Consider the following 20,281-nt stretch of genomic DNA (forward strand, 5'->3'; position numbering starts at 1 on the left):
ATTATCACCTAAAAATCCTTGCTCTTTATATTATTGATTATTCCGTCAAGTGGACTGTAATCATCAGTTAAATTGTTTTTCAAATAAAGAACTCTCAAATTAACAAGTCCCTTTAAAGGCTCGAAACTTCTAATCTGATTGTCATTTATATAAAGTCTTTCTAGATTCGTAAGACCTTTAAGCGGTTCAATATTTGAAATTTTATTGTGATCAAGTTCCATGCTCTTTATAAAGCTCTTTCCCTCAAGCGCAGATATGTCTGTGATTTGATTTTTTGACAAATACACATTTGTGAGTTTTGTCGAGTCTTTTAATGCACTTATATCGGAAATTCTATTATTTTTCATACTGAAATAATTGAGTTCTTTTTGACCTTTAAGCACGGATATGTCCGAGACTTCATTGTCTCCACCCCAAAACATTTCCAGATTTTTATTATTTCTTACACCACTTATATCCTTTATTTTATTTTCCCTGAAAAGAATGTTTTTGATGCTTGTGTTGTCTTCCAAAAAGTCCAAATTTGTAAATCCGTTTTCTTCAATCAATAAATCTCTTAAACTTACAAGTTTCGACATCATATTTTTGTCCAAAGTATTTATACCTGTATGGTCAAGTACAAGCTCTTCCAAATTTACAAGATTGTCAAAAGCTCCGTTTGGAATTTCTAAAAGCTTGTTTTCAGCAAGGTCAAGCGATTTTAACTGCGTCAAATCCTTCACATACATCAATTGACCGCCTTTTATATTATTTGCATACAACCCTAATTTTTCCAAATTCTTAAGTTGCTCGACACCTTTTAAACTTTTTACACCTTGACCTATTATTTCCAAATTCTTAAGATTAATAACATCGGACAACATAATATCGCCCTTAGGTCTGTCGACAGCTTTTCTTACAGCTTTTGTCACAGCAGGGTCTTCAAAAGTAACCACAGTATCTTTAAAATCAATTTTTGTAATTCTTAGAGTAAGCCTTTCTTCCCCAACTGAACCACCCAAATCATAAACATCTTTTCCCTTCATATCGACCATTTCTTCGTCCCAGTCGACAGAAACAATTTCTCCATTAAACTTTACTTTTTTAGGTGGAATATATTCTTCGACGTCCGTTTCAACATTCGCAAAATTATCCTTGAAATTTATGATGTTAATTTGATACTCGCTGAGCGGTTTTCCGTTTATTAAAAGATTTTTCTTTCCCATAAGAGGTGTTAAATCCAGTTTAGAAATTAGATATTCACTAATTTCCAAAGACTCAAGAGGCAAATCTTCCAAAGGTGAAATATCTGTTATATCGTTTCCGGAAATGTTTAATCTTTTTAAATTCTTAAAATTTTTAATAGGTGTCAAATCTTCAATATTATTAGTATGCACCATTAACTCTTCAATAGTATCGAGGTATGCTATAGAAGATAAATCGCTAAGTTCGTTTGCATACAAATTTAACGATTTAAGTTTGGATAAGCCTGTAATGCCCTTGAAGTCCGGTTTAAAACCTGCCATAGAAGCATCAATATCAGTTATGTTTTTAAAATATTTAAAATCACTTACATCTGAGTTTGGAAGTGAAGCCCATTGGATGGATGCACTATCCAAAGATAATACTTCCGACAAACTTGAAACATATAAATATTCTAAAAGCGCTTCATTTACAAACTCCGGTTCATCATCAGATTCTACAATTTGAACTTTTGCGTTTACCGTTCCATATCCTTCAACTTTTCCGGAAATCAATTGCACCGTTTTTAAATCTTTTGAGAAGCTTTCCATATTCCAAACTACTTTTTCAAAAGATTTTTTCCCTGTATTCATCGTTACAAGAAGTTCCGAAGGAAGAACAAGTTCCTCCCCTTTCAACAAAACAATTTGCGGTTCCAAAACCTTTTCAATCTTTTCTCTTTCCTTAACCAAAAGAGTAAGCTTTGCATCGCCGTCATATCCGTTTACTTTCCCTAAAATCTCCTGCTTACCGATTGCGGTAAGATCTTTTCCGCTTATGTTCCACTTAACTTCAGCAGTTCCAATAACTCCGTTTAAAAGAAAAACCTCAACTTCTTCCGGAAGCTCAACCTTATCTCCTTCGTATACAACAATTTCGATCGGTTTTACATAATCGATTTTTCCGAAGAGATATTCAAACTGCACCGGTAAATTAATTACATTCGAAACGAGTTTTCCTTCTTTGTATGCGGCAATTTCAAGTCTTGCACTCTTCGGTGTGATTTTGTTGAAAACCCTCAAACTCGTTTCAACATTTTCCAAATCTTCATTGAAAATAGAATAATTTATCGGTTTTCCGTCTTTATCAACAACTTGAGTTTTTAAATCCACACCTTTTAAATTGCCGTTAACTTTGAAATCCGTCTTTTTTATATCCGTTAAGGAAATTCTGTCTTTTTCCGACGGATCGACCTCAATTGTTACATTCTCTGCAAAAGAGTTTATGCTTATTGAAATCGTTAATAAAAGTGCGCATAAAACACTTATAAATCTTTTCATTATCTTCCTCCTTCGCTGAATTTTATTTTGCCTTCAAACAACAGTGTATTTCCTTCAGTATCGCCATACACTTTCAAAGTGTATAGTTCATTCATATCCGGTGCTGCGGTCATAAATCCACCCTCTTCAATATCCGCTACCTCGGCATCAAATGGATTATTTCCGTTTGAATCATTTATTGAAAACCCTTTAATTTCATTGGCAGCCGGATTGTCACAACTCAAAAATACATATACTCCACCCCATCCGGTGTCTTCAAACGTAAGTTTAAAATCTTCTATCTTAAATTTGCTCGGTTCAGGTTCAGGGTCTTCTGTAGTTTTGTTCCATGGATAATCTTGTCCTTCCGCAATAACCTCCACTTCAAACTCAGCTTGCGGAACTGTGTCACTCGAATTTAGATAGATTGCAATTTTCTTCTTTGTGCCTACAATTGACTTGTGGCTTGCATAAGCATCTTTATATTCCGTCGAATTTACTTTTACTGCGCTAGACAAGTTTATATTTTTTACTTTGGCATATAAATCCAAATCCTGATTTTTTTCGGATACCACTTTGATTTTTGCAACCGAAAATCCCCATTTTGTTCCTCCATCTTTAGAAACAACGACAAAATCTTCCGCTTTAAAATCTCTTATAGGAGCAACTACAACATTTAATGACTGCGTTGCTTCCTGTCCGTCAATTGCTGTAAGTTTGCAAACAATTGCAGTTTTTCCGATACCGACTGCTTTAGCTTTTATTGTTAATGCACTTCCGTCAAAATTTCTGTCGTATTCTTCAATCTTTACAACTTCCGGATTGTCGGAGGTGATTTTAATACTACTTATCTCTTTCGGATCAATTCCCTCAACTTTTAGAGTGAGCGCTTCATCAGGCATAATATTTTCCGACTGTTTAACCGTAACAGTTCCCATTTTGCTGAAATCCAATTTAATATTTCTATTATTTGTTATTTTAAGTTTTGCTTGAACTTCAAGTCCGTTACCAAGAGTTCCGACTATATCGTATTCGCCCGGCGTGCTTTTATCAACCTTCGACGTATCCCATGTAACACTTGATGAGCCGCTTGTGCCGTCGTTGAATAATACGTTCAAAGTATCCGGAAGATTTATTGGCTCATTTGCAGGACTCTTGAAAACTAAATCTCCTTCAATAGCAACGGCTTCTTTTACAAAACCTCTTCCTGCGATAAAATCCACACTCTTTGTATACCATTCGCCGTCGATTTTTATTTCGGCGACAATTTTTGTCTTTACATCACCGGTTACTTTGATATAAAAAGCTCTCTTATCTACCGGAAAATTGTCTAAAGGACGAGTACTCAAAACTGCACCGCTGTTTTCAGATTTTATATTAACCTCTTCCAATTTGCTGTCCGGATTTTTTAGCTTAATAACCAACGAGTAATCCCCCTTTGTTGGAGCATAAGCCGTTCCATTAACTTTTCCAACGCCAAGCATTGCATCTTTTTGGAATACATAATAATTCGGTTTCTTTAGAATTGCAAAATGTGCATCAAAAGGTGCCCCTTCCCTTATTGTAACCTTAATTTTTATAGGAAGTTTTTCGGAATCTTCATTGGCTTCTTCCGCATAAATAAATCCATTTACTAAATGGTCACCAACATCATCGCTCGTGAAATCATATTTATCCCAATGTGCAGTTCTATCTTCAATAGACCCGTCGCTCATCTTGACCTTTATAAATTTAGGAAGTTCTATCTTTTCACCCTTTGTAATGACTATATTATTATTTGAAAGTATTGACTCTATTTTGGCACGTTTTTTATTAACGTGGACCTTAATTTTTAAAATTTCAGAGTATCCGGCAACTTTACCTTCAATTTCATAAATACCCGGTTCATTAAAACTTTCCGGAAGATTCCATTTAATTTTAACAAATCTTGTACTTTCATCGTCATAATTTGCCTTTGTGTAATCCGGAATTACTACATCTTCACCCTCGGTAATAACTACATCATCAATCGGATACACCGAGACTATCTTGTCAAAATCTTCCCCAACAACAATCGTTTTTGTTTCAATTTTAGACTTTTCTTCTCCTGACTTTACTGAGAGTAAATATTTACCAGGCTCAAGAAAATCCGGCACGACAAAGTCAATTAAATTTCTCGCCCTGGACATCCTGTCAATCGTATAACTGTTCACATAAACCAAATGATCGTCCGAAACTCTATTAAGTCTCAAATTTATATCCCGTGCAGCAGGATCTAACGTAATTGCATCGAAAATAATTTTGGAGTTTCTTTTTACATGTACTTCCTCATCTTCATTTTCAAATTCAATTTTTATATCGTTTTCTTTCTCTACATTTTTCTTCTTTAAAACAACCTTCAAACTTACATTTGAACCAGGCATTTCAAATGAATATAAATCATTGACGCTTGAAATATTTATTCCATTAACCAAAACTTTGTCAATTTCAAGATTCGGATTTTTTAGATCTATACTGAAAGAAATAATCGTTCCTTCTTCATACATTCCATCCTTTGATTGCGGTATGACACTGACCGTGAAATCTTCGCTATCTTCTATAGAAAGTTTATATTTTTCCTTTTTCGGCTCCGTCGGAACTGTCGGTTCTGTTGGAACAGAAGGATCAGTAGGAACAACGGGAGTATCGTCAATCGGTTTGTGAGGTCTGTGAGGTCTAAACGGAACAACAGGCTTCTTGGTTTCCTTTTCCTCTTTCGATTTTCCATTATCCGTTGAACTATTATCTCTAAGAGAATCAATCAAATGATTGCCATCAATAATATTTTTATTGAAATGATAAAAAAGTTTTGCCGCTTCAGCTCTTGTAATTAAAATTTCAGGTCTTAAAGTGTTGTCTTCATAACCACCGACAACATCAAGTGCTATAAGCTTTGAAAATTCATTTGGATTTTTAACCTTGTTTGAATCTGTGAACTTTGAAATTACATCATTTTTAACATCAAAAGAAACAACCTTTCCCATCCACTTAAAAGCTGTATCACGTGTAATAAATTCGTTCGGTTTGAACTCTCCCACATTTTCAAGAATTTTAAATCCTACAAGATTTCTTAACGCCGCATAAAACCAGTCCTTAGGTTTTACATCGGTATAATTCACATCAACAATAGCTACAGGAGTTGCTTCTATTGCTCTTGAGAGCATAACCGCAAACTCCGCATTTGTGATATTTCTTGAAGGCTTAAATGTGCCGTCTTCATATCCTTTTATAATATTTTTTTCAGAGCACCAGGAAATATATTCCTCCGCCCAATTTCCTTTTACATCTCCAAATTCAATAGCAAAAATAGACGGTGCTGAGAAAAGCATCATAAGAATTGCTAAAAGAAATGAAAAATGTCTCAACGTCTTTTTGTTCATAAACCCTCCTTGAAAAATATATATTACATAATATATTAACACAGATTAAAATATAAGGTCAACAATTAAATTACAAAGTATATTAAAATACATTTTTTTAATAAAAAAGAAAGGTACGCCTTTAAAATAATAATCTATTTTATATAATTTGTTTTTAACAATTTATAATACACGTCGTAAACTCAATTTTTTACATAAAAATATCTATGGATGGTTTTACCCCCCATAGATAATATAGCTCCAAATATCGAACCAAAAACCCATTCAATTTTCACCCCAAAAACCCAACGTTAATTGCGAGGAATTTTCGATGAGTCTGTGTAACGCCGGGCACTGTGTGTCCCGGCGCCATATATCAATTCCGTGCAATTTACTACCCCACCAACAACGCTGTGTGTATAAAATTTCGAACCAAAAATACCACCGGCAAATATTCCCACACCGAAACGTTTTCCAATTTTATACATTCGCAATCGCATTGTACCGCCATATTTGACTTTCGTTGTTATAACAACATACAACCATAGGTGTGATTATAAAATATCTCTCCAAAAATATCATCAACAAATATTTTTCACACCGAAAAAATCATTAATTGTATGGCTTTGCAATCGCATCCGTAGCGTGACGGCATACGTTGTGACGTAAGGAACAACGATGTCCTCACGCCATATATCACGCCTGTACAATTTACAACCCCACCAACAACGCTGTGTGTATATAATATCGAAACCAAAAAACCCCATACCATTTATAAACATATCTTCGCAATATGTTTTTATCAAAACACATTCCACCAATTTTCCTTTTTGGCGGCGATACACCTTTTTATCTCATCTCGCAACGAAATTAAAATTTCTGCTCGATGGATAAAAAAACTGGTCGCCGCTACGGACGGCGTTTATGTATTCAAACATTATTATAACCTCGCAATTGCGACTGCAACTGCGGGCACCGTGTGTCCCACCGCCGATTTTTGTGTTTCGTTGTTATGACAACATACAACCACCGGTGTGTACGTATTTAAACATAAATTATTCTGTATATATAATTGTAAATATCTATGTACGCGTTGTAGCGCCAGGCACTGTGTGTCCTGGCGCCCATTTTTGTGTACGTGAAATATGTATTATTACCAACAACGGTGTGCCGATACAACATCTCCCCAAAACCCAAATTCAATTTGCACACCCACCCCCACAGTTTTTTGCCCGGAATTTTAGATGAGAAACGCTTAGATGAAATATTTTAGGAGTGAGACGTACTGATAGGTACGTCGCAGCGACTAAAATATGAATCAAGCGTTTATCGCGAAAATAACCACAAAAAAAATCCTAAAATCAGGTTTCTGAGGATATCTATTATCGTAAGGGGGAACCCCCCCATACAAATTCAACAAGAAAGGAGGTGGCTATATGATTAAACTTACCGTTGAACAAACAGAAATGGTTAATGGAAAGGAAAAGAAGAGATCTCGCACTTTTCAAAACATTTCAGACGATGCAACAAACGAAAATCTCTTAAAAGCGGGGAAAGCTGTTGCAACACTCATGAAGGGTGACAATTCGGACGTTATCAAAGTTGAAGCAACAAGTCTTGTGGAAGCTTAGTGGTCGAAGATGAACACTCTTAGGACAAATTTTACCGGAAAGGAGGTGATTAAATGAAGAGACTTCAAATGTATTTCAAAAACGAAGACAACGACAGAAAGTCTTTAAGTATCGCAAATATGAAAGACGATCTTACAGCTGAAAATGTGACTGCCGCATCGAATGAAATTATTCAAGCAGGCGTATTCACAGTCAAAGAAAAGCCTTTCAAAACGCTCGCAAAAGCAGAAATAATTGAAACTACAAAGACAGTACTTGTCGAAGCACAAAACTAAATCTAAAACTCGCCGTGTCATCTGACCTTCGTGACACGGCGAGTTTTATTTTTATTTTTTTAGAAAAACTATTGCGTAATCTAAATTCATATGATATAATTATATTTGAAATACAAAGACAATGCCGGAAATCCTTTGCCATCGATGTATTTTAAAAATAATGATTAACTAAAAGGGAAAGGTAGAAAAAGATGGAAAATATTAACCAAGTTTTTATTATTAATCAATTTATGCCGCTAATAATCTCAACAATAAAGGCGTACGCCAACTATCCGCATCTGTATGAGGATTTGATTGAGGACGGCAAAGAGGAAATTATTCGAGCATTAAAGGAATTTGATGAAGAAGACGGGGCGAAGCTCCCGTGGTATTTAAAAGTGCGCCTGAGAACGCTTTTTCGAAACAAACAAAAGTACGAAAGGCGGCGCATGCACGCCGACGTCGACCTCGAGCCGTGCGGATATGACCCTTATGCGGAACACGAAAGCAAGATTATGGTAGAAGAGCTTATGAAAAAGCTCGACAACGACGAGAGAGAAATCATCGAACTCTTTTATTTCTCCGAAAAAACCGCGAAAGAAATCTCGAAAATGAAATCCATTTCCGAAACTCGAGTGTTTTATCTAAAATCCCGAGCGATTGAAAAAATGCGAAATGGAATGCAGTAGTTTGATTGTGGGGAAATTGAATAAGAAAATCGATTGAAAGACAGAGAAAATGGGGGCATGCGCCCCCATTTTTTTGTGTTTTGGGATTAATCAAAAGTAATGAATTTTCAATATAAGTTTTAATATTGTATTATGGAAAGTAACTTAGAATCATGATACCTGGCTTATTAGTTTATAATGTTAATGACAATTATTTTTAATCTTAACATTACATACTCAAAATAATTCTATATATCATTTCGGTCTTTCATAAGAAAGTTAAAAATTATATTTTTAATTCTTAAGCCAAGTTTGGATATAGAGATAATATATACCGCCGATACAATAATAATTCTGAATATTCCAATAAAATATGAGTCTTTTATATCCAGAAATGCTATTAAATCTTTGTATACACATAATTCTCTTATACGTTCTGTCAAGAAAACTACAATATGGGTAATTATTAATAATACATTTCCTTTAATTAATTTATACTCTAATTTATCTATAATAGCATCATAATCTTTTCCATCTTTTATACTGACCAAGTAGTCATTAATTTGGTCTGAAAATATATTTTTAAGAAAGGTTCTTCCGTAAACGGTTGTGATTAGAGTTGTTGTTATAGTTACTATTTCTAAATTATTTTTGTTAAGTATACTAAATATAATAAGTGTAATAAAAAGAAATAAAAACCATTTTCCATCATTTGAATATATTGTAATATACAAAATATCAATTAGATATTTTGCTATAATAAATTTCTCTAATGCTATTACATATAATTCACTATTATTAAATTCATTAATAATTATAAAATTAAAAATATTAAAAAATAGTAGTAAATTAGTAATTATATTTATAAAATAATTAATTTCCGGTTCCTCTGATTTTAATTTCATTTTTATATCGAGGTATTCTTTTATGAAAAATAATGAAACACAAGTACCAAAAGTCAAATTAATAATTAATTTTCTTGATGAACAAGTTGAATTCATAATAAAGTATATCTGTACTGCCATACATAATACTATAGAAATCAATACACCTATATAAATCTTTTTTCTATCTTTTATCATTCACTCTCCTCCTTATATGTACAAGAAAAGACCCCGAGATGAGGTCTTTATCTTAAAATACTCTTTTTCAACTACCGGAAAACCATTTCAAGCTTCCCTAATAGTTTATAAATACAATTTTATTCCGTAAATGTGCCGAATTTAATCGTACGTACTACTGTATAAGTCTCGTAATTTTCATTTACATACGTGTATTCAAACGTTGCTTCTTGTCCCACTAAATCTTGTAATGATAAAGTATTAACATCCTTTCCTTCCGGCATAAAGATATAGGAGAATGGAGCTAAAAGATTTTTCATATTTCCCAATGTAACATGTACTATTTCGTTCAATTGCTCTCTGTCCACTATTACACTTTTTCCGGTCCCTGTTTGTGTTATTTTTACTTTTTGTAAATCATTTTGTACTACGCCATTTTTGCCAACGTGTCCGCCGGTCAAGAAGTTTACAATCGCTGTTTTAAAGCCCGTTCCAGCTGTTTGTTTTGCCAAGAGATCAGTATACCTAGTATTTATATTAATAGTATACAAGTTTTCATTTCCATCATATTCCGTCTTGAATACCGGAACTTTTACAGATGCATCCGGGTTGTTCGGGTCATTGTCCCATATCCCTTGTTGATTAACAGAATTTACTGTATTTTTCATTAAATCATTGTAGAAATTATTAATTGATTTGACTTCACTAGTTGACATGTCCTTGTATTGCAAAAATACAAATTTATAAATGTCCGTTGTATTTACGTCGTCTTTAGCAAGGTTAACTGTAATCTCAACAGTTTTCTCCAATTTTGCCAAAGCTGTCAAAATTTCTTTAACTTTATCCGATACTTGGGATTTATTTGAATAATTCAATCCGCTTACATTTACATCAGCTATTGCGGCAAAATCTTGAATTAAATATTCTAACATTTGATTTTCGGTTAAACTTGAATTCAACTCTCTGTTTTTTGGATCAATTGTATATCCAGTTAAGAAATTTTCTTTAACAAGTTTTTGTAATTCATTTATTACATTGTATTCTGTAATATTAAAGGCTTCCATTTTTGCAGGAACTATAGTGATAACTTTTTCATTATATTCTAGTCCTAAACTTTCTTTATTTTTATCTTTAACGATTGATGTTGAAAGTTTAGACGCTGTTTCAAATTGCTCCTTTAAATACTCTCTAATTGGTTGATTTTTATCTCTCCATTTAGCAACCATGACCATATCTTTCGATGGTCTAAATGGCGTTTTTATTTCTCTCCCATCTTCTGTTTGCCAACCTATAAATTCATATCCGGCTCTGTCTAAAATTATCTTCTTCCCTCCATTCGATGGATATTCCCACAAGCTTCCTTCTTCAATTTTATCCTGCACACCACCGTAAAGGTCAAAATCTATAACTCCATTTACCCATACTCCTTTATAAGTAAGAGTAAAGTAGTGTTTAACAATTAAAATTTCCGTTTGAGTTTTTATATTAGGATTTTGATTCAATGAGACAATAATAAATTTTTCATTATGTTCTTCACCCAATATATCTCTATCTTCAATCGAAGTCTTAATATACTTGCTATATTCAGTTTCTGCGCCACGAGCAAATTCAACATCCTTGGTTAAACCATTTTCATCAGTTAAAGTAATAACCATACCATCTAAATCTAATGCCATACCTTCGTCGTATACCAACTTATTAGGTTGATCTTTTACTTTAATGCCTACAATTTTGTCAGGGTTAAATACAATTATTTCAATCGTATTTTTAGTTGTTGCTGTTTTTGAATTCTTCGTTACACTTATAGCTTTGCCTTTATCTGCTAAACTTAATGTTGCTTCATTTGCAGGATTTGTTGTTATTCCATTGTCTGCAAAGTCTTTTAGTTCTACTTCTTTTGTCTTGCCATTGCTGTCTGTTAGTTTTACTTTTAAACCCGTTAGGTCAAGTTTGTCCTTTTCTTTGTATTTTAGGTTTGCAGGTTCGTCTATTATTTCTAGACTTTCAAACAGATCGTCATTGTATGGTAGTTCTGTTACTGTAAGTGGATTTGTTTCTGCAGTTTTAGTTTCTTTTGTTACTTTTACAGCTTTTCCATTATTTGACGTTGTTAGTTCAGCTCCATTTGCTGGTTCTGTTGTTATTTTGTTTGCTTTAAAGTCTTTTTGTTCTACTTCTTTAGTCTTACCGTTACTGTCTGTTAGTTTTACTTTTAAACCCGTTAGGTCAAGTTTGTCCTTTTCTTTGTATTTTAGGTTTGCAGGTTCGTCTATTATTTCTATGCTTACAAACAAATCGTCGTTATATTGTAGTTCTGTTACTGTAAGTGGATTTGTTTCTACAGTTTTAGTACCTTTTGTTACACTTATAGCTTTGCCGTTGTCTGTTAGGTTTAGTATTGCTCCGTCTGTAGGTTCTGTTGTTAATCCATTTGCTTCGAAGTCTTGTAGTTCTACTTCTTTGGTTTTGCCGTTACTGTCTGTAAGTTTTACTTTTAAACCTGTTAGGTCGAGTTTGTCTTTTTCTGTGTAGCTTAGGTTTTCTGGTTCATCAATTATTTCTAGGCTTTCGAATTTTTTGTCGTCATATTCGAGCTCTGTTACTTCAAGTTTATTTGTAGTTTCTACTGTTTTTGAAGCCTTCTTTACACTTATAGCTTTGCCGCTATCTGTTGTCTTTAGTTCATCTCCGTTTCCAGGCTCTGTTGTTATGTTGTAATTAGCAAAGTCTTTTTGGTCTACTTCTTTTGTCTTGCCATTGCTGTCTGTTAGTCTTACTTTTAAACCTGTTAGGTCAAGCTTTTCTTTTTCTGTGTAGCTTAATTTTGTTGGTTCATTAACAATTTCAAGTTTATCGAATTTTGTGTCGTCATATTCGAGTTCTGTTACTTCAAGTTTCTTTGTAGTTTCTACTGTTTTTGAAGACTTTGTTACAGTTATAGCTTTACCGTTGTCTGTTGTTTTTAATGCAGCTCCGTTTGCAGGATCTGTTGTTATTTTGTTTGCTTCGAAGTCTTTTAGTTCTACTTCTTTAGTCTTGCCGTTACTATCTGTTAGTTTTACTTTTAAGCCTGTTAGATCGAGTTTTTCTTTTTCTGTGTAGCTTAGGTTTGCAGGTTCGTTAATTATTTCTAGGCTTGCAAATTTTGTGTCATCATATGTTAGTTCGGTTATTTCTAGTTTGCCTGTTGTTGTTTTGGTTACTTCACCTTTTGTTACAGTTATAGCTTTGCCGTTGTCTGTTAGGCTTAGTGTTGCTTCATTTTCAGGTTCTGTTGTTATTCCATTTGCACCAAAGTCTTGTAGATTTACTTCTTTGGTCTTGCCATTAGTGTCTGTTAGTTTTACTTTTAAGCCTGTTAGATCGAGATTTTCTTTTTCTGTGTAGCTTAGGTTTTCAGGTTCAGTAATTATTTCTAGGCTTGCAAACAAATCGTCGTCATATGGTAGTTCTGTCACTGTAAATGTATTTGTTTCTACCGTTTCAGTTCCTTTTGTTACTTTTACAGCTTGACCATTATTTGACGTTGTTAGTTCATCTCCATTTACAGGTTCAGTTGTTATTCCGTTGTCTGCAAATTCTTTTAGTTCTACTTCTTTGGTCTTGCCGTTAGTATCTGTTAGTTTTACTTTTAAACCTGTTAGATCGAGATTTTCTTTTTCTGTGTAGCTTAGTTTTGCTGGTTCACTAATTATTTCTATGCTTACAAATAAATCGTCATTATATTCTATTTCTTTTACTTCTATTTGATTTGTTTTTGCTTCTATTCCTGATTTTGAAACTTTAATTTGTATTCCGTTATCTTCTAAGCCCAAAATAGTTTCATTTTCAGGTTCTACATATATTCCATATTCTAAAAAGTCATTATAATCTACTTCAACAGAGTTGTCGTTTATATCTGTTAAAACAACAACCAATCCTGAAAGATCAAGTTGTTCCCCTTCAACATAGTTCATCTTTGAAGGTTCAGATTTTATTTCAATATTTTTTATATTTTCTTTATCAAATTCAATCGGTTCTACTGTTTCTTCAACAAATTTCGCCGTAACAACAACATTTGAAGAAGGCATAGCAAACCATTGGTTAACAACATGAACATTGTTCCCAAATGCATCTGTTACTTCGATAGAATCAAGCTTATATCCCGGATTCGGCATAATTCTTAGATTTACGATTTCTCCTTCTTCCGCTGAATATTTATCAGCTGAAACAATTCCGTTTGCACTTGAATCGATGCTGATTGAATATGTTTTCACTTCAGGCACCGGCGGCTCAAAAGGATCGATCGGGAATTCAGGATAATATGGATATTCCGTATATCTGTCATATCTATCGTGTCTCGAACCCGTATGTTTATCCGGAGCTACTGATTTTTCTTCCTTTTTATCTTCGGTTTTCTTTTCCGGTTCTTTTTCTTCAGTTTTCTCAATAGGTCTTTCTACTTCATCTTCTTCAAAAGCGTTGTAGAACATTGTAAAAACATTGCCTCTTGTTACTTTTGCGTTCATATCGACAATGTTTGGAACGTCTGTGTCCGCTCCGATAATTCCAAGTTCAATTGCCCATTTCACCCATGATTCAAACCATTCAGCATTTTTATACATTCCTTCCGTAAGATCGGCTTTGACACAACAAACAAGCATCTTCAATGCTTCAGCATTTGTGATGTGTTCTTCAGGTCTAAATGTACCGTCAGGATAGCCGTTAATGATTTGTGTATTATTAACACCTTTCAAATTTTTGACAATTGAAATAATACCGTTTGCCCAGTGCGACTCATCCACGTCTTTAAACGGCTTAAATTTTCCTTTTATTGCTTCTGCTTCTTGTTCCTTATCAAAAGCATTAACGAGAACTTTTGCAAATTCACTTCTTTTGATATATTGGTCCAATCTCAGAGATCCATCTTCATATCCGTTTATGAATCCCAATTCCTTTAAATTTTCAATCTTAAATGTGCTTCCTTCAACATTTTCAAATTGTACTGCTGCGAAAGCATTTGTAATTGTCAGCATAATCATTGCGAATGCCAACAAAATCGAACATAACTTTTTAGACATTTTATCCTCCTAAAATAATAAATTGTAGTTACCTATATTATATCAAATCCTTTGACTTTAATCAACAAAAAATAGCTGTTTCACACTTATTTTTTGGATATATTAATAAATAAAATTATCATTATTAATCCGGTGTTATGTATTACGGATTTAATACTGTTTTCTACTCTATAGAATTATATGTAAAAAGAGAACCCTTTCGGGTCCTCTTTAATGATTATCTGTTATTATTTTGCTACTGCAAATGTAATAACAACAGGTTCAGATACACCTTCAACAATCAATTTAGCTGTGATTGTTTTTCCGTCAAGTGTTTCAACCTTAGCATCTGTATCAGTTACTAGTAAAACAACTTGATCAAGAATGTGTTTTTTGATTCCTTCCATTGGAGTGTTAATTGTTTTGTATCCAGCTCCAATGTTATATTGTTTAACATTGTGTGCTTTTGCAAATGCAACACCGTCAGCAATTAAATTAGTTCCTTTAACATTTTCAAGTTCACTAATTTTCTTTGTTGATGCAAAATTGTCATCAAAATTGAGTGTTGCTGTTGCAGATTCAAGATCAAAACTGATTTCACCAACTGTATTTCCATCACCGTCTTTTACTTCTTTATGATCTTCTGCGAATTTAGGAGCAAATCCTAAGATAGCTTCTTCTTCAACAGCTTTTTTGAAAGCTTTTTCAAGAGCAAGTGATTCTTCTCTCTTTGCTTGTGCTGCAGTTTCAAGAGCTTTGTCTCCCATGATTTTTCCATCATACAATTTGTTTGCATCGATGATCAATTGAGCAACTTCAGCTTCTGTTTTACCGTCAGCAGCAGCTTTAACTGCAGCGTTAACAGCGTTTTCATATTGTTTTAATAAGTTCTTTTGAAGAACTGTTAATTCAACAGGTGCTACATATGGAGCATTTCCGTATACAATAACGTCTGCATCGTTTAATGTTGCATAAACAACAGCATATTTCTTGTTTACATCACCAAATACTTTAGTGTATCTTGTTGTGTAGTAATCTCTTCCGTTAATTGTTACGATACCATTTTGTCCGATATAACCTACTGATGTTACAGCTCCTGCATTTGATCTTACAACAGGGTTGATAGCTGGATCTGTTACAAATACAGCTGTCTTCTTTTCTGCGCCTTTAACTTCACAGAAACGTACAACTTGACCAATCTTTGCGTTTCTTAAGAATGCTTTGTCAGCATTTGTATCAACGATATAGTCAACAAATTCTCCACGATTTACTTCGAGAGTTACAGAATTTGCATAGTTGTCTACTTTTGCAATTCTTGCATATTCTGGAGCTGTTAAGTCAGCCTTAGGTCCTACATAGTTTGTGAATACAACAACTTTAGCAAGATCTTCTCTGTCACCATATAAGTTGTATCTGTTGATGTTTAGACCGTTTTCAACAAATGTTCTAAATTGTTTTTCATTGATTACATATGCACGAAGTGTATCATTCTTTTCGTTGTATTTTGCAACGTCTGCCATTGTAGCAGGAATAATTGATGCATCTGAGAATGTGTAAGGTTTTTGATCTCCTTGAACGCCATTTACAACAAATACTTTTGTATCGTCGTCATATCTGTAAGTCTTATCGCCAACTGTTAGATATCTGTAATAAGTTCTTTCAAATGAAGCCGGTTTCATACCATCATAGTATTCATCTCTGTTTACTAATCCAGCGAGTAATTCTGCTTTACCGTCTTCTCCGCCAACTGTGTAAAGAATATCGAATTCATTGAATTCAGCTTCTCTTTGTACACCTGTGTCATTCCATTTGAAGTAATTCCATGCATGTCTAGCAATGTCTGTATCTCTTACAACGTCGAGGTTGTAATCTTTTTCAGCATTTGCAGCTGCGAATACAGGATAGTTTGAGTTCCATTTCTTTACCATACCGATTGTGTCTTTGAATGACTTGTCAGATGTGATAAGTTGGATATTTCCAGCGATGTCAAGTAATGCTTTAACATCTCCACCAACCATAGCGTTGATGTTCCCTCTGTGTTGAGTTGTTCTGTAGTGGTTGTCATCGTAAGCGTATACTGAACGTAGATATTCATCTGCTCCGCCTGCAACTGAGCTTAACCAATAATCATTTTCACCGATTACTGCCCATTCACCGTCAGCGTCAACAAATGTCTTTTCAAGTTTTCCTTCAACTTTTGCGTCTTGACGTACAAGTGTAACGCCTTCCAACATGTGAATTACGTCATCTTTCTTGATGTCTTCAGCTTTGATGTTGTAGAATTCTTTTTCTTCTGTGAATCCGATAACTCTTCTTGCCGGAGTCATTCTGTCAACAGAACCGTTTCTCATGTCATTGTAGTAGTAAACGTCTTTTCCGTCTCTCTTTACATCAGCAACAGGAGCGATGTCTCTTACTGCAAATGTATCAATGAACATTACCATTCCGTCTTTAACAGTTGCTCTAACAAAGTTAGGGTTGATTCTGTTAGCTGCTACTTCTCTAGCAAATTCTTTGTAGTTGTAGTTAGCTGAACGATTTCCTGTAGTTACATATGTTCTGTACATTCTGTCGTCGTTGTCATATCTTCTGTTTTCTCTGTTGTAGTATCTTTCGTCGATACGTACATCGTAGTTTGACCAGTTAACACCGAGTTGTTTTTCTGTAGCTTTTGTTAAATCTCCGAAGAGGTATTTGTAGTTGTCTTTATCAACAACAACTTTAACCAATTCTCCGTCAGCGTTTACTGTAGCGTTGATAACTTTACCGAGAAGATATTCGCTATCTCCGATAACTTCGTCTTCGCCCTTAGCATTCTTTCTTACGAGATTGAATACTTTTTGTTCGCCGATTTTAGCAATTCCTCTTTCGTCAACATTGTTTGCTTGTTGGATAACTGAAAGAACTTCAGCTTTAACTTCTGTTGCGCCGAGGTTTGATGTTCTGTTGTTTTCAAGAACGATCATTTTGTATTGGCTGAATTTGCCGAAATCTCTTTGGCTGATTGTATTGTAAAGCATTTGGAACATGTTTTGTCTTGTTGCAGCTTGTTTGTATTCTTCAATAGCTGGAAGATCTTTCATGAGTCCAAGTTCGAATGCTTTTGCAATGTAGTCAACAGGATAGCTGAATCCCATTGTGTCAACGCCAAGGTATCTTACGAGTACTGTAGCGATTTCAGCATATGTGATGTTTCCTTCAGGTTGGAATGTTCCGTTAGGATATCCTTTAACCCAATCTTTACCTGCTGCAAAGCTGATGTAACCTTTTGCCCAATGAGCTTCTGTTACGTCTGTGAACTTTGAGCCTAGTGTTTTCATAGCTTTAGCTACTTCGTCTTTGCCGTCTAGTCTAGCTAGAAGTGCTGTGAATTCTGCTCTTGTTAAGTTTTTGTCGAGCATTAAATTGCCTTTTTTGTCACCTTCTACATAGCCGTTGTCTGTAAGGAATTTTACAAATTCCGGTGTTGTTTCAGCTTCTTCAGGTGCTGCTACTTCTTCTGCTTCTTCAACAGCTTTTTCAGTTTCTTCAACTTTTTTGTCTGTTTCAGCAGGAGCTTCTTCAGCAGCAAATGCCGGAATAAAGCTGAACACCATGACAAGAGCTAATAATAGTGATAATAGTTTCTTGTTCATAAGTCTTATGACCTCCTAAATTTTTTGATCACTGCCTATTGTCGATGCAATGGCATATGTGACTAGTATTATTATAACAACATTGAATGGAGATTTGCAACCTTTTAGGGACATTTGTAATACAAGTGTAATATTGAATGCCCTTTCGGCGAAATCTCATCCGTCGTTATCGTTTTGTAGATTTTTTATCTACTGTAGCTATAGTATACCCGATGAATGTTACAGGGGTGTTACGGGAGTATTATTTATCCATTACATTTGACAGCGTTTGCATTTGCGGGCTATTTTGCGATAAACGACTGATTTCGTGTTTCAGTCGTTGCGGCATATTTACCAATATGCCTCACTCCTAAAATATTTCACACGGAATTATTCTTGCTAAAATGGCAACTAACTTGCTTTTCAGAAGTTCCCAACCTGCGACGTATTTACCAATACGCCTCGGTTGGTCGCTTCTTCCAAAGCGGCGTTATTCATCCATTTTAGCGAAGAATGTGGTGTGACAAAATAGCTCGGGAACAATGCGTCTCCAAGGTGTTTTTTTATAGAAGTGTGTGTGTGCGCTGTTATAACGGCGGGTTTTAGGAGATGTTGTAATTTTGTAGAACTTATACAATAATGATTTATAATGTATAAATCTATGTACGCCGAACGTAGCGGGATGGCATACGTTGTGACGAAAGGAACAACGATGTCCTCCCGCCAAAAAGTCTCATCGAAAATTCCTCGCAAACGTGGGGGGTGGTTGAAAATAAGAAAATTTGCGGAGGGTTTTGCGAGAAATTGGGAATGAGGTTAGGGGTGGGGTTTCGATATTATGTAAACACATCGGTGGTTGTATGTTGTCATAACAACGAAAGCGAATATAGGCGTAAAAATTATTTTTGGTTTTGGGCGAGATATTTTATAAACACAGCGTTGTTGGTGGGGTTGTATATTATACAGTCGTGATATATGGCGGCGGGACACACAGTGCCCGCCGTTACAAACGCGATTGCGAGGTTATAAAATTGTATAGATGCATACACGCCGCCCGTAACGGCGACCAGTTTTTTTGCGGGTGAGGTAGAAATCTTTGATTTCGTAACCGAACGCGCAAAAAGGTGTATCGCCGCCAAGAAGGAGAAATATATGGTAAGATTTGGAAAACACACATTGATGGATGAAGTTATAAATGATATAAAGTTTTGGTTCGATATTGTATACACACAGCGTTGTTGGTGGGGTTGTAAATCACACAGTCGTGATATATGGCGCGAGGATTCACAGAACCGTCGCGCTACGGATGCGTGTGCAAGATCATGCAATTAAATTAGGTTATCAGCGTGAAAAATATTTATTGATGACATTTTAGAGATATATTTTATGAACACATAGTTGGTTGTATGTTGTTATAACAACGAAAGTAAAATATGGCGGTACAATGCGTACACGCCGACAAGAGGGGGAATGTTGGGATAAGGTTTTGGATATCATTTTGAGTTTCATTTTGAGTTTCATTTTGAGTTTCATTTTGAGTTTCATTTTGGGTATCATTTTGAGCGACATTTTTTGTATTATAGTTTAGGTTTTGGTTTCGATATTGTTTTGGCGCAACGTTGTTGTTAATAATACATATTCAAAAAACACAAAAATGGGCGGCGGGATGTTATAGCCCTAACCCGTGCCTTTTGATTTGAAGAATCAAAAGCACGATGGTAGGACTTATACAAAGACGTCCGACGACATTTCGACGAACAGGAGAAATGAGTCGTTGACGTCGATTGTGCATGCGCCGTTACGTTCTGGGAAACGTACAAAGCGAAGATATGTTTATAAATTGTATGGGGTTTTTTGGTTACATATTATATAAACACAACGTTGTTGGTAACAATACATATTATATGTACACAGAGTTGGGCGGGAGGACATCGTTGTTCCTTTCGTCACAACGTATGCCGTCCCGCTACGGATGCGTATACAGACACAAACAATAACAAAAAAAAGAACCGGTAATATGACATGCACCCACAAACCCGGACAAAATAACCGCGTTTACTACACGGCTTGTAACCTGTACTCAACAGGTGACAGGCCGTGTAATTTTGTCTTTATTCTCTTGTTATTATACCAGTCAATATATTCTCTAATAGCACT

Annotated in this window: 9 protein-coding genes; 3 read left to right on the forward strand and 6 right to left on the reverse strand. The window is 34.8% G+C overall.

What is annotated here, in order from left to right:
* Window positions 1-8: 8 nt before the first annotated feature.
* Both SPI61_RS07615 and SPI61_RS07620 read right to left on the reverse strand, forming a co-directional pair.
* Entirely contained in the window at window positions 9-2,501 is a 2,493-nt protein-coding gene (locus SPI61_RS07615; protein ID WP_321137524.1) for a leucine-rich repeat domain-containing protein, read from the reverse strand.
* Window positions 2,501-5,878 carry an S-layer homology domain-containing protein gene (locus SPI61_RS07620; RefSeq protein ID WP_321137525.1) on the reverse strand — a complete coding sequence of 1,126 codons (3,378 nt, stop codon included), beginning with the start codon at window positions 5,876-5,878 and terminating at the stop codon, window positions 2,501-2,503. The genes SPI61_RS07615 and SPI61_RS07620 overlap by 1 nt, the downstream gene beginning before the upstream one ends.
* Window positions 5,879-7,293: 1,415 nt before the next feature.
* On the opposite strand from SPI61_RS07620, the gene SPI61_RS07625 reads away from it, so the two are divergent.
* From SPI61_RS07625 to SPI61_RS07635, 3 genes are all read left to right on the forward strand, one after another.
* Window positions 7,294-7,488: a DUF1659 domain-containing protein gene (locus tag SPI61_RS07625; RefSeq protein WP_321137526.1), complete on the forward strand. Its 195-nt coding sequence runs from the start codon at window positions 7,294-7,296 to the stop codon at window positions 7,486-7,488.
* A gap of 53 nt (window positions 7,489-7,541) precedes the next feature.
* A complete protein-coding gene (locus SPI61_RS07630; RefSeq protein ID WP_321137527.1) occupies window positions 7,542-7,763 on the forward strand; it encodes a DUF2922 domain-containing protein in 222 nt (73 codons plus the stop codon).
* A 191-nt stretch (window positions 7,764-7,954) separates the two neighbouring features.
* Window positions 7,955-8,431 (forward strand): sigma-70 family RNA polymerase sigma factor, encoded by a 477-nt coding sequence (locus SPI61_RS07635; RefSeq protein WP_321137528.1) that lies wholly within the window; start codon window positions 7,955-7,957, stop codon window positions 8,429-8,431.
* Between the two features lie 227 nt (window positions 8,432-8,658).
* Here SPI61_RS07635 and SPI61_RS07640 read toward each other — a convergent pair whose 3' ends face one another.
* The 4 genes from SPI61_RS07640 to SPI61_RS07655 all read right to left on the reverse strand — a co-directional run.
* Window positions 8,659-9,492 carry a hypothetical protein gene (locus tag SPI61_RS07640; protein WP_321137529.1) on the reverse strand — a complete coding sequence of 278 codons (834 nt, stop codon included), beginning with the start codon at window positions 9,490-9,492 and terminating at the stop codon, window positions 8,659-8,661.
* Window positions 9,493-9,611: 119 nt separating this feature from the next.
* Window positions 9,612-14,531 (reverse strand): S-layer homology domain-containing protein, encoded by a 4,920-nt coding sequence (locus tag SPI61_RS07645; RefSeq protein WP_321137530.1) that lies wholly within the window; start codon window positions 14,529-14,531, stop codon window positions 9,612-9,614.
* Between the two features lie 227 nt (window positions 14,532-14,758).
* Window positions 14,759-18,145 carry an S-layer homology domain-containing protein gene (locus SPI61_RS07650; RefSeq protein ID WP_321137531.1) on the reverse strand — a complete coding sequence of 1,129 codons (3,387 nt, stop codon included), beginning with the start codon at window positions 18,143-18,145 and terminating at the stop codon, window positions 14,759-14,761.
* Between the two features lie 2,037 nt (window positions 18,146-20,182).
* Window positions 20,183-20,281, reverse strand: a 99-nt coding sequence (locus tag SPI61_RS07655) for an IS3 family transposase (RefSeq protein WP_321136885.1), incomplete at its 5' end; no start/stop codon positions are given.

Source organism: Ezakiella sp. (assembly GCF_034180565.1).
Lineage (GTDB): Bacteria > Bacillota > Clostridia > Tissierellales > Peptoniphilaceae > Ezakiella.